This is a genomic window from Luteimonas saliphila, assembly GCF_016774335.1.
Taxonomy (GTDB): domain Bacteria; phylum Pseudomonadota; class Gammaproteobacteria; order Xanthomonadales; family Xanthomonadaceae; genus Luteimonas; species Luteimonas saliphila.
This window is the reverse complement of sequence record NZ_JAETWA010000046.1, coordinates 194050-205919: the sequence shown is the minus strand read 5'-3', so window position 1 is coordinate 205919 and position 11870 is coordinate 194050. Positions and strand designations below refer to the sequence as shown.

Annotated in this window: 13 protein-coding genes; 5 read left to right on the top strand and 8 right to left on the bottom strand. The window is 70.3% G+C overall.

Annotated features, from left to right (window positions below):
• Nucleotides 1-92 precede the first annotated feature (92 nt).
• Together JMO03_RS21430 and JMO03_RS17840 are read left to right on the top strand one after the other, a co-directional pair.
• Nucleotides 93-218: a small membrane protein YohP gene (locus tag JMO03_RS21430; protein ID WP_273544288.1), complete on the top strand. Its 126-nt coding sequence runs from the start codon at nt 93-95 to the stop codon at nt 216-218.
• 420 nt (nt 219-638) lie between these two features.
• Nucleotides 639-1487, top strand: a complete 849-nt coding sequence (locus tag JMO03_RS17840; RefSeq protein WP_202845089.1) for a type II toxin-antitoxin system RelE/ParE family toxin — start codon at nt 639-641, stop codon at nt 1485-1487.
• A 63-nt stretch (nt 1488-1550) separates the two neighbouring features.
• On the opposite strand, the gene JMO03_RS17835 is transcribed toward JMO03_RS17840, so the two are convergent.
• The 5 genes from JMO03_RS17835 to JMO03_RS17815 form a co-directional block, all read right to left on the bottom strand.
• Nucleotides 1551-2039, bottom strand: coding sequence for an EF-hand domain-containing protein (locus JMO03_RS17835; RefSeq protein ID WP_202845088.1), 489 nt, complete (start codon nt 2037-2039; stop codon nt 1551-1553).
• A gap of 555 nt (nt 2040-2594) precedes the next feature.
• Nucleotides 2595-4736, bottom strand: a complete 2142-nt coding sequence (locus tag JMO03_RS17830; protein ID WP_202845087.1) for a prolyl oligopeptidase family serine peptidase — start codon at nt 4734-4736, stop codon at nt 2595-2597.
• A gap of 574 nt (nt 4737-5310) precedes the next feature.
• Nucleotides 5311-5742, bottom strand: a complete 432-nt coding sequence (locus JMO03_RS17825) for an SRPBCC family protein (protein ID WP_202845086.1) — start codon at nt 5740-5742, stop codon at nt 5311-5313.
• A gap of 10 nt (nt 5743-5752) precedes the next feature.
• The gene (locus JMO03_RS17820; protein ID WP_238346304.1) at nt 5753-6079 is read right to left on the bottom strand and encodes an ArsR/SmtB family transcription factor; all 327 of its coding nucleotides are present in this window, start codon (nt 6077-6079) and stop codon (nt 5753-5755) included.
• A 103-nt stretch (nt 6080-6182) separates the two neighbouring features.
• The gene (locus JMO03_RS17815; protein ID WP_202845084.1) at nt 6183-7724 is read right to left on the bottom strand and encodes a S41 family peptidase; all 1542 of its coding nucleotides are present in this window, start codon (nt 7722-7724) and stop codon (nt 6183-6185) included.
• A 262-nt stretch (nt 7725-7986) separates the two neighbouring features.
• Here JMO03_RS17815 and JMO03_RS17810 point away from each other — a divergent pair, with 262 nt between their 5' ends.
• From JMO03_RS17810 to JMO03_RS17800, 3 genes are all read left to right on the top strand, one after another.
• Nucleotides 7987-8538, top strand: coding sequence for a DUF6630 family protein (locus tag JMO03_RS17810; RefSeq protein WP_238346303.1), 552 nt, complete (start codon nt 7987-7989; stop codon nt 8536-8538).
• A 184-nt stretch (nt 8539-8722) separates the two neighbouring features.
• Nucleotides 8723-9082 carry an excalibur calcium-binding domain-containing protein gene (locus tag JMO03_RS17805; RefSeq protein WP_238346302.1) on the top strand — a complete coding sequence of 120 codons (360 nt, stop codon included), beginning with the start codon at nt 8723-8725 and terminating at the stop codon, nt 9080-9082.
• 6 nt (nt 9083-9088) lie between these two features.
• Complete coding sequence (locus JMO03_RS17800; protein WP_202845083.1) at nt 9089-10060, top strand: hypothetical protein; 972 nt, start codon at nt 9089-9091, stop codon at nt 10058-10060.
• 57 nt (nt 10061-10117) lie between these two features.
• Here JMO03_RS17800 and JMO03_RS21425 read toward each other — a convergent pair whose 3' ends face one another.
• The 3 genes from JMO03_RS21425 to JMO03_RS21255 all read right to left on the bottom strand — a co-directional run bounded on the left by JMO03_RS21425 (nt 10118) and on the right by JMO03_RS21255 (nt 11866).
• Entirely contained in the window at nt 10118-10252 is a 135-nt protein-coding gene (locus tag JMO03_RS21425; protein WP_273544287.1) for a hypothetical protein, read from the bottom strand.
• A gap of 350 nt (nt 10253-10602) precedes the next feature.
• Nucleotides 10603-11424, bottom strand: a complete 822-nt coding sequence (locus JMO03_RS17790) for an SEL1-like repeat protein (protein ID WP_202845082.1) — start codon at nt 11422-11424, stop codon at nt 10603-10605.
• Between the two features lie 52 nt (nt 11425-11476).
• The gene (locus JMO03_RS21255; RefSeq protein WP_238346301.1) at nt 11477-11866 is read right to left on the bottom strand and encodes a hypothetical protein; all 390 of its coding nucleotides are present in this window, start codon (nt 11864-11866) and stop codon (nt 11477-11479) included.
• Between the last annotated feature and the right edge of the window lie 4 nt (nt 11867-11870).

Genomic DNA, 11870 nt, shown 5'->3' with positions numbered 1-11870 from the left:
ATACGTCAGCCATCCACGCGGCGTTGATGCAAAGGAATGGAAAAAGGCGAAAAAGCCCGGGATTTCACGGGTTGTAACCGCTGCATGGACTAGTGTCATGCGATACGGTCGTCATCGACGAGGAGTTCGCAATGATCAAGTTCGTAGGCAAGACCATGGGCATCATTTTCCTGATCGGCCTGGCGGTCGTGATCGGCCTGTTGATGCTGATCTTCTGATCGCGCCCAGCGGCGCAGGCGTTCTCAGCACCGCACACCCACGCACGAACGCATCAGGCGCAATCCGCCGCGACCGCGCGCCGTCGTCACCGTGGCGCCGATCGGCAGCGTCGGCAGCACCGCCGGATCGCGACGCACCAGCAACTGCCGCGCGCGGTGCCGGTCGCCGGGAGAAGCACTCCCGCGGTCAGCAGCACCGGGAAGGCGGTCGGCAGCCAGGGGTCGTTATCCCATCCCGCTGCAGGTAGGGCCACCGGAACGACGGGCAACGCATGCGCGGGGACGACCTGGTCGGAATCCGACCCGCGTCGGTTCGCCGCCCCTGTCCCAAGGGCCCGGCGCGTTACGATGCCGCACCCCACGCGTCGTACGCCATCCACTCCCCATGAAGTTCCGCACCTCCGCCGCACCCCCGGCGGCATGAGCCTGGCGTCGACCCCACCAGGTGCCGGGCCCCGACATCGCATCGAACGCTGGCAGCCGAGGCTCGCGGCGCTCGGCAGCGTGCTGCTGCACGCGCTGTTCGTGCTGATCGCGATGCTGGCGCCGCCGATCACCATGACCGCACCGGAGGGCGACGCCGCCGGCGGCAGCCGGGTGGAAGTGGAGTTCATCGGCGACGGCACGCCGATCCCCAGCCCCGCGCCCAGCGACACGCCTCCGTCGAGCGCGCCCACCGCAGCCGCGCCCGCGGCCTCGCGCGTGCACACCACGCCGGTGCCGGTGGCCGAGAACCCGGTACCAACGGTCGCCGACACCCCCGCGGACGCGCAGACGCCCGTGCCGAGGCCGGCATCGCGCCCGGGCGCGCCCAGCGCGACCGCCAGCCCCCCGCCCACCAGCCGCCGCCGTGGCCACACCTGGGGCCAGCCACCGGGAATGGCGGTGCAGGATCTCGCGCCGGTGAACGCCGGGCCCGCGCGCAGCGCCGCGGTCGAACGCGGCCGCAGCCAGGGCAACGCCTCCACGTCCGAGCCCAGCCTCGAGGTCGCCGGTTACCAGGTGGTCTACGACCTGCGCAGCGAACGGCGCCTGCGCGAATGGCAGGCGCAGGGCATGACCGAACTCTTCATTCCCCTGCCGGGCACGCGTCGGCTGATGGTCTGCCCGCTGGAAACCGCGCTGCGGCGCGAGTCGGGCGCGTGTCGCCAGCTCGAACCGGACTCGCCGGAACTGGCCGGGATCGGCGACGCGCGCGAGGTGATCGGCGTGCACCAGATCTACCGCCAGGGCGAGATCGTGTGGCGCGGTCCGGGGGCGTATCGCTGAGCGCCGCCCCGCAGCGCGAAGACGCGTCGCGACGCATGGAGCGCGGGGCCCGGCGGGATGCGATCAGTCCTCGTCCTGCGGACGCAGCATCTCGCGACTCTTCGTTTTCGACTTCCACGTTTCGTACTCGGCGCGGGTGATCGTGCCGTCGCGCGCGGTGTCGATCTCGTCGAAGCGCTGCTGCAGGTCCGCGTGCGCCGACAGGTCGGTCCGCGTCACGCTGCCGTCGCCTCGCGCGTTGAGTTCCTCGTAACCGGGCATCCTGTCGTGGCCGGGATCGCGGTCCTGCATGCCCGGCGGCTGCCCCGGGAGGCGCGTGGCGGGTGCCTGCGCTTGCACCAGCGGACGGGTGGGTTGCGCGAGCGGACGCGTGGGTTGCGTCAGTGGCCGGGTCGGCTGCGTCAGCGGACCCGTGGGCTGCGCCAGGGGTCGGGTCGGTTGCGTCGTCTGCGGCCGATCCGTCTCCGGGCTGGCGGGCTGCTGCGCGAACGCGGTGGCGGTGGCCAACGCGGCGGCCAGGGTCGTCAGGGCGAGGGCGTGGATGGTCTTCATGTCGGTCTCCCTCCCGAGCGCATCTGGATGACCCGAGGGCAATGGTGGTGGGACTGCCACCGGCCCGGATGGCAGGTGCGGGTCGAGGACACCACAGCCGGGCTTCGCTTCGCGTGCGCGGATGCCTGAACCGGCGTCACGCGCCCTTACCAAAATTGCGCTGCAAAGCCCGCATGCCGCAAGGCGGGGCGGACGACGCCTGCGTGCAAGGCCGCACTGGTCGGGGCGCCACGCGCGAGCGCGCATGGCATGCAGGGACCTGGGACAGGTCCTCGCGGCTCAGGAAGATCTGCGTCGTTCCATCGGCACACACGTTATGCGCGCGCCGCGCATCGGCCAATTACATCTTTTCCGTATTTTTCGGGGCCCAGAAGTGGAAGCGGAACCGGCCCCGAAGGGGAAGGTCGTCGGGTCGCCCCGGGCGAGCTGCCCCGGGTTGGGCGCGTTGCCGAGAGCGAGCCTACGCGTCGCGCACGCGCCCCGTGCGGCAGCCACCGCCCAGGGACCCGACACGTCGCCCGTCGGACGGCGCGCGCGCTTTCAAGTCTGCGTCGCTCACGGCGGCCCGGGGACGGACGGCTGGAACTCGCGCATCCCGCCCTGCCACAGCGCGAAGGCATAGATGTCCGTCCACACCTCGTCGAGCTGGCTGCGGCTCGAGCCCATGCCGTGGCCGGCCTCGAAATCGATGCGCAGCAGCACCGGTTCGCCGCTGGCGGTGGCGGCAGCCAGGCGCGCGGCGTACTTGGCGCTGTGGAAGGTGGCCGCGCGCGGATCGTTGAGGCCGCTCACCACCAGCACCGCGGGATAGTCCACGCCTTCGCGGATGTGCTGGTAGGGATCGAGGTCGTACATCGTGCGGAACGACTGCGCATCGGCGATCGGCCCGCCCCACTCCTCGATGTCGGCATAGTTCTGCTCGGAGACGTAGCGCACCGGATTCATGAACCCGACGTTGGCGATCGCACCGCTGAACAGGTCCGGACGCTCGTTGACCGCACCGCCGAGCATCACGCCACCGGCCGAGGTGCCGAGCAGGGTCAGCGTCGCGGGCGAGCCGATGCGGTCGGCGACCAGCTTCTCGGCCACGTCGATGGCATCGCGCCAGGTGTTGGCCTTGGTGCCGGCCTTGCCGGCGTAGTGCCAGTCGCGGCCGAACTCGCCGCCGCCGCGCACGTTGGCCACCGCGTACACGCCGCCGCGATCGAGGAAGGCCAGCATGCGCGCGTTGAAGCGCGGCGAGGCGGGATAGCCGTAGGAGCCGTAGGCCTCGAGCAGCACCGGCGTACCGGCGTCGGGCGTGGCGCCTTTCTTCATGACAAGCGTGTAGGGCACCCGCACGCCGTCGCGCGCGGTGGCCACGCTACGGCGCGCGGCGTAACCCGCTGTGTCGAACGGCGGCGGCGGCACCAGGGCCAGGTCTTCCATGCGCCCGCTGTCCAGGTCCAGGCGGTAGACGGTGAGCGGCGTGAACCAGCCGGTCATCGCCACCAGCACATGGTCCGCGTGCGTGTCGCCGCGCAGCCACGACACCTGGCCGTCGAACGGCAGGGCGATGCGCGCGGGTGCCTGCCCCTCGGCGATCCGCCACAGGCCCGACACCGCGCCTTCCAGGGTGCGCACCAGCAGCCCGGCGCGGGTGGGCAGGATCGATTCGATCACCGGATCGTCCGGCAGCGACAGCGCGCGCGCCTGCGCCAGGTCCGGCGCGGTCGCCGAGGTCTCCAGCACGCGGCCGCCGGACGCGCCCTGCTTCGACAGCAGGAACATGCGGTCGCCGTGCAGCGCGGCATCCACCACCACGTCGTCGAAGCCGGCGAAGCGGGTCCACTGCGCCTGGCCGGTCATCGCCGCGTCGGCATCGGCGCGGTACATGGCCATCTCGCTGCGGCCGTCGCGCACGAAAGCCAGCGCGGTGTCGCTGCCGGGATCGAACAGCACCGGCAGGAACTGGGTCGGCGCGGCCTCGATGCCGCCCTCGCCACGTCGCGCCAGCACCACGTCGGGTGCGTCCACGCCCAGCCGGTGCAGGCGCGGCTCGTTGCCGACGAAGTACCCGGGCGTGCCCGGCTCGCCGACGAACTTGAGATAGCTGAAGGCGCGGCCGTCCGCGGTCCAGCCCAGCGCCATCGCATGCGGGATCGCCGCGGGCAGCAGGGTCGCGCCGGTCACCTCCAGCACCCGCAGGGTGGAATGCTCGGTGCCGCGCTTCGACAAGGCCACCAGCACGTGCATGCCGTCGGGTGCGGCGGACCAGGTGTCGAGCACCTGTTCGCCGTCGCCCTGCAGCTGGGTGGGGTCGAGCAGCACGCGCACGGTGCCGTCGGCCTCGCGCACCATCAGCTTGGTGTCCTGCTCGCCGGCGGCGCGGATCTCGTGGAAGACGCGGCCGCCCGCCAGTTCGCTGCGGCCCACGCTGCTCAGTTCGCCCGAGCGTGCGGCCACGTCGGCCAGCAGCGACGCACGCCCCGGCAGCGCCGCGAACACCGACTGCGTGTGCGCGCCCTGCGCCTTCAGCCACGGCAGCCAGTCCGGATCCTTGCCGCTCTCCATCCAGCGGTAGGGGTCGGTGACCTGCGTGCCGTAGTAGTCGTCGACCACCGGCGCGACCTTCGCCACGGGCGGCTGGGCGACGGACAGGCAGGGAACCAGCATGGCAAGCAGCCACAAGGGCCGCAGCGGGTGGAGGTGCGTCATCGGGATCTCCGGAACAGGACGGCACGCGAGGTGCGAGGTGCTGGCGTGTTGAACGCGAAAAGCATCGACGACCCGACACGCGGGCCCCGGCAGCCCGGCGCCGGATGCGACGACCCCGTCTCCGGGCCGGCGGATCCCCCGATCAGTCCCGTAGCCCGGGTAAGCGAAGCGCACCCGGGTGCCGCTGCCACGCCACTCGACGAGCGCCACCGCTCCGGCAGAACGGAGCGCCGCCGCCCGCAGAACGACGCGGCCTCGGATCGTGCTCCGATGTCTCCATCTCCCCGGATGCGGCCTGCGGCCTTATCCGGGCTACGCGTCCGATCGCGCCGGGCCCCGGATCCGTCAGTCCAGCGCCTGCTCCAGCGACGCCAGTCCCGTAGCCCGGGTAAGCGAAGCGCACCCGGGTGCCGCTGCCACGCCACTCGACGAGCGCCACCGCTCCGGCAGAACGGAGCGCCGCCGCCCGCAGAACGACGCGGCCTCGGATCGTGCTCCGATGTCTCCGTCTCCCCGGATGCGGCCTGCGGCCTTATCCGGGCTACGCGTCCGATCGCGCCGGGCCCCGGATCCGTCAGTCCAGCGCCTGCTCCAGCGTCGCCAGCATCTTCGCCCAGGCCTTGCGGCTGCTGTCCTCGTACTCGCGCCAGGCCGGATCCATCTCGTCGGTGAGCGTGACCTCGCAGCCGCCGTCGACGGCACGGAACTCGAGGGTGATGCGGTCCTCGTCGGGCGAGACGGCGGGGATGCCGAAGGTGAACACCAGCCGGTGCGGGCGGTCGATCTCGAGGTAGCGGCCGCAGTGCTCGACGTCGCCGTCGGGGCGTCGGTCGGTCATCACGAAGCGGCCGCCCACGCGCGGGTCGAGTTCGCAGCGCACCAGGGCGCCGGTCTCGGTCGAGAACATGAAGCGCGCCACGGTGGCCGGGTCGAGCCAGGCATCGAACACGCGCTCGGGCGGATGGGCGTAGCGGTGGGTCACGCGGATCTGGATGGGCGCGGTCATGCGGGCTCCTTCAGTCGGGCGGCGTGGCGTCGAGGAGACGCGCCAGCCGCTCCAGCCGGCCGCTCCACTGTTCGGTGCGCGTGCGCATCCACGCCGCCGCGTCCTCGATGGGTTTCGGATTGATGCGCAGCACGTGCTCGCGCCCGACCCGCCGCCGCCGCACCAGCCGCGCCCGTTCCAGGATGCGGATGTGCTTGGACACCGAATTGAGCGAGATCGCGAACGGCGCGGCGACCTCGGTCACCCGCGCCTCGCCCCGCGACAGCCGCTCCAGGATCGCGCGGCGGGTGGGATCGGCGAAGGCGATCAGCACGTTGTCGCGGGGGTCGTGTTTCAACATTCACCCATGTTGGTGAATGATTCGTGCGATGTCAATGTCGGTCCGAACCGCCGCGCGGCCATCAGCCGCGCTGCAGGACGAACGCCGGCGCGTCGATCGGTCAATCCACGGGCTGCGCCAGCACGAAGCGCATGGCCGCGTCGTGTTCGTTCGCCCAGTCGTCCGGTTCGGGCGGGACGTGGTGGTCGGGAAGGAGTTCCGGGCTGCCCGGAAGGAACGCGTAGTAGCGCGTGGAGACGCGAACGCCGAGTCCGGAGTTGGGCAGGTGGAACTGGCGCACCTCCTGCCAGTTGTTGGGCGCGGCGCCCGCGGGCTCGCCGACGAGGATGGCCTGCGTCGTCCGCTTGAAGTCGACCGCATTGGTCATCGCCGCGGAAAAGGTCTTGCGGCCGATCAGCACATACAGCCTGCGGCGCCAGTCGAGCCACGGCGTGTTCCGGATCGCCTCGATGAAGTTGCGGCCGACGGTGTAGTCGCCGCCTTCGTTGTCGCGCAGGTCGATGATCAGGCGAGGGGGCCGGTTCGCCTCCAGCTTTCGCAGCAAGGCGGCGCCATGGTCGGCCAGTCCGTCATAGGCGCGCCAGTTGACGTAGACGCTGCCGTCGGGGAGCTGCATGTCGTGGAAGGCCTGCCCGTCGTGTCGCTGCCACAACGGCCGGCCTCGGCCCAGCAGGAGGGGTTCGTCGCCGTCGTGGGAGGCGAGGACCACCCGCTCCTGCCTGCCGTCGATCTCCAGCATGAAGGCGAACGTGGGGTTCGCGCCAAGCCCGATCGCACGCAGCACGTCCGGATCGTGCAGCAGGCCAGGCGTCCGGGCGCGATGGAATCCCTCCGTTTCGCCCTGGGGGATGTAGGCGCGCAACCGCTGCGCGATTCCCATAACCGGCACCTCGTCCACCGCCACCAGCCTGGCACCAAGCAGGTCGCGGTGCCGCGCAGGCAGGCCCACGACACGCAGGCCGTCCTCGAACCAGTAGAACTCGATGGGCAGGCGCGGGCGACCGTGCGGCAGGTCCACGGATGTATGGCCGTCGCCGATCAGTGCGCCCAGCCTGCGGAACGCGAGAGCGGCCGCAACGGCGTCGAGGTCGGGGATCGCGGCACGCACCCGCTCGGCTTCGCGTTCGAACGCCTCGGCCGGCGTGCGGTGGAACGGCGAGCCATGCTCGCGTGTCAGGATCGCGACGAGGTGGTCGAGATCCTCCCGCCACTGCGCCGTGGTCAGGTCCATCCGTTGCGCAGGCGGGCGGAAGAACGTCTCGGCATCCCGGGTGGTGCGTTGCGCGGTGATCGTCCCGGACTGGCCTGCGAGGTCGAACACGGCCGTCAGCAGGTCGCCGTCGGTGCGCAGGGTGATGCCGCCGCTGCCGCCGGCGCCGCGGAAGCGTCCGACGATCGTTCCGGCGCCCCTCGCGTCCTCGAGTTCGAACTGGCTGCCCGGGATCGACAGGGTGCCGGTCACGGTGTCGCCCTGTCGCGCCAGTTCGACGTGCGCGGGGATCGGCGGCTGCGAGCCCAGTTGGGTCTCGCCCGCAAAACGCTCGGTGGACGCGGTGGTGGCGCCCTGTGCAAATGCCGGACCGGCGCATGCCATCGCAACCAGCAGCGGGAGGACGCGGAGGATCCGTGCGAGGCTGGCCATCTGTCGTCCCCTTGCGAGTTGAAGAGTATCGGCCAGCCCCGGGCCCCTGTCTTTGCCCATGCTGGCAAGCCGTCCCGACGGATCGATCCTGCCCGCTTCCGCCGGACGCGGACATGCCGTGCGCATGCGGGAGCGGGTTGGGGTATGCGTCCGTGCCGGTGGGACGAGCCCGCGGACGGACGCTTTAGCATGGGCGGGCCGGATCCTGCTTCTGCCCGATCCGGCAGGCTTTCGACCCCAGACCACAGCGGACGCGCACGCGATGACCCTGCCCGACGAAGAATTCGATCCCGACGACAACTACACCGGCGACACCGAGCGCGCGCAGATCGACGACGACCTCGGTGCCGAGGCCCTGGTGTGGCAGCTACTGCTGGTCATCAACCCGGGCGACGAGGACGCGGCGCTGCAGCAGTTCGGCGCGTTCCAGGAGGCGCTCGACGGGGGCGATGCCGAGGACGTCGACGCGGTGTGGCTGCTCAAGGACGTGATCGACTGGAAATCCGGCTTCCACATCGACGAGACCGAGCCCGGCGCCCTGATCGACTGCCTCGCCGAGCTGGCCGCGCGCTTCAACCTGCGCATCGACTGGGGCGTGGAAGACCCGACCGACGCGGCCTTCCTCGCGCGCGTGTCGCCCGACGCCCTGCTCGAGACCGCGCACGAGCAGCTGCGCCTCGACGGCTACACGCTGTGGACCTGGGAGACCGGCACCGACGCGCGCGCCGGCTGGATGACCTTGTCCAGCGACGACGAGGCGATGCGGGTGATCGCACCCGCGCTGGGGATCGAGGTGCGGCCTGCGGGGGTGTGACCCGTCCCGTCGGCGCGCCGCGCGAGCGTCGATCCATCGCATCGCCGGTGCCCGCACGAATGGCGCACAGTTGCCGCTCAGCGGCACCCAAGGTCCCCCGCCACGAGGTCGTAGCCGCCTTGTGGCCTGGCACGAGTCCTGCTGATCGATTGTGGACAGATCCGATCGGCGGGAAGGGGGATCCATGAATCGTTTTGCTGTGCGACTCGCGCTGCTGCTCGTCGCCCTGCCCGGCGCAGGCGCCGCCTTGGCGCACGGTGGCGGCCTCAATGCCGAGGGCTGCCACCACAACCGCAAGACGGGCGACTACCACTGCCACCGCCCGGCCGCCCAAGGCCCGCCGCGGCAGAACGTCGCGCCTGCCACCCTCACGCCTTCGCGCGCCGCCCCCTCGGGGCGTGCGCCTGCGGGACGCGCCTTTGCCAACTGCGCCGAGGCCAGGGCCGCGGGCGCAGCGCCGGTGCATCGCGGGGATCCGGGTTACGGACCGCATCTGGACCGCGACAACGACGGGATAGGATGCGAGCCGTACCGCGGACGGTAATGCCCAGTGGCCGATGACCAACACAATTCGGACGACCTGCACGACCTTGCCTATGCCGCGATGGACCGCGGCGCGCTCCTGGAAGCCTCGCAGTACTTCGAAGCGCTGCTGGCGCGCGCGCCGCACAAGCACTACTACCACTACATGCGTGGCCTTGCGCACAAGTACATGCTGGACTGGCCGACGTCCCTCGATCACAACCTGCAGGCGATCGCACTGACGAAAGAGCCGAGTGAGGCGGAACACTGGAATGCGGCGATCGCCGCGACCGCGCTGGGCGACTGGGCGCGTGTTCGCGCGCTGTGGGGTGCATGCGGCGTCCGGGTTCTGGAAGGCCAGGGCCCGATCACGGACGACTACGGCCTCGCGGTGGTGAGGCTGAATCCCTGGGCCGGGGGCGAAACCGTCTGGGCGCGCCGCATCGATCCGGTGCGCGCGCGGCTGCTCAACGTGCCGCTTCCCGAGAGCGGCCACCGGTTCGGCGACATCGTGCTGCACGACGGCGCGTCCACCGGCTGGCGCTGGGACGGCGACCGCAAGGTCAACGTCTTCAACGAACTGCAGCGCCTGGAAACCTCGGAGTTCGCCACCCACGTCGCATTCGTGCGCTGCGAACGCAGCGAAGACCTGCAGGTGCTGCTGGACACGACCGTGCCAGGCATCGGATACATCGAAGACTGGACACAGAGCATCCAGCATTACTGCCTGCGCTGCAGCTACGACGCGCCGCACCAGCACGATGCGCCCGTGGTGAACGACGACTGGTCGCCCAGCCGCAACCTGGGCATCGCCGCCCAGAGCCGGAAGTCGGTCGAGAAGGTGCTCAAGGACTGGCAGGCAGGCGGCCGGGGGCGCGAGGTGGAGGGCATCGAGATCCGTGAGGTCATCGCTCCCCAGCGTGTTGAAGGACACGTGTGGTGGCAGGAGCCTGAGCTGGAACAGGACGCCCCGGACGACGATGCGCCCTCGGGACAGTGATCGGGAAATGCTCTTGACGCCTTCTTGTCCAGAGCGTGCGCACAGCGCAGGCGTGGATCAGCGCTTGAGGCCGGCCACGATCTCCGACACGTCCACGCCCATCTCGAGCTGCACCCGCACGTACTCGCGCTCCTTGCGCGAGAGGGCGCGCCCGGCTTCGATGCGCACGTCCTCCGCCTGCAGGATGCGCATGATCCGCGGCAACGCCGACCCGATGGCATCGGGCCCGTAGCCTGCTTCACGAAGGGCTGCGCGGAGGAGAGCTTCGACGTCCATGCCACGTCCTGGTCGTGCGGGGGGCTGTGCATTGTGCGGCATGCGGCCTACTCGCTCCGCAGGTACGCGCAAGCCGAGCATCGCGGACTGGGCCGATACGGGCGACGCGGCTGAATGTCGGCATCTCCCGGACCGATGAGCGGAATCAGCTGGACCCATCGTTCTGGAAGAAAAGTGAACCCGGGCCTTTCGCGCCGACCCAGCCACCGCCGCTCACGGTCTGATGGATCGGCATGCACCGCTGGACGCGGAGTCGCCCAGACACTTTATTGCTGCAGGTCCGCCAGGACGGCGGTTGCCTTGCTCTCGCCCAGACGTTTCGCCAACTCCAGCCAGGTGATTGCCGAAGTGCGATCGCCCAGATCGACGTGCATCAGGCCCGCGTTGTAGGCGCCGATCGCGCTGCCCATTCCGGCGGCGCGTTCGAATGCCGCCAAAGCGCGTTCCTGGCAGAGCATGAAGACATCGAAGCCGATGCCCGCCTCCACCACGCCGGCCGCGAGGCCGTCGTTGGCGAACTGATCCTCGAACTGCGCTATCGCGCCCGGCACCAGCGCCATCAGCACGTCCTCGCCACGCGCCACGCGGTACGGCCCGCTCTTCCACACCGAGAACGCCTGCTTGGTGGTGCGCATGGCGCCCGTGGGACTCAGCCAGAGGAATCCATCGCTTCCGTCCACCGGGAAACCATCCAGGGCGACCGACACCCGATGCGCCAACGTCTCGCCGTCGCCATCCGGCCGGGCGGCCGTCCACGAACCCGCCAGATGCACGCGCCGGTCGCTCTCCGGCCTGCCGGCACGGATCGCGGCAGCCACTTCATCGATGGTCAGGATCCGTCCTTCGGCGTCGTACATCCGCCAGGGACTGGTCTGCACGCCGATGGTGAAGACATCGGGGACCTCGAGCGCTTCGAGCGCTTCGTACGCCGCCTGGGATCCGGGCACGCAGTCGGCGTCTGCCGATGCCGGGTCGCACTGCGGGATCGACAGCACGCCTTCGAGCGCGGGCGCCTGGTCGCAGGCATGCCCGAAGGCGGGCAGCAGCGCGATGGCGAGGAACAGGTTGAGCCGGCAGGTGGCGATCATCGGAACCACGCAGGAGTCGGGAAAGAAGTGAACCGGAACGACGCGCTGTCTCTCAGCGTTCCCGGCACGTGTAGTAGCGGTGTTCGTCGTCCAGTGCCTGCTGCCATCCGTTCTCGAGCCGCAGCATCACCAGCCCGCCCATGCAGGCAACGCCGAGGCGCTTTGCCTCATCGGAGCCGTGCGCAGGCACCTTCAGCACCTTCCGCGACGGCTGCGGCCGGCCCAGGATGCGCGCCGTGCTCTGCCTGGAGCTGGCGTTGATGCGTTCGCACTGGTCGCGGAACAGGTAGCCGAAGGGATTGTGTCTGTTCTGCTCGGTGATGATGCTGCAGTCCTGCGGCTTCTGGTAGGACACGTCGCCGTAGCGGCGCGTCTGTGCCGAAGCGCCGGTGGCGACGATTAGCACAAGAACGGCAGCCATCCAATCCATCAGATTTCCCATAAAA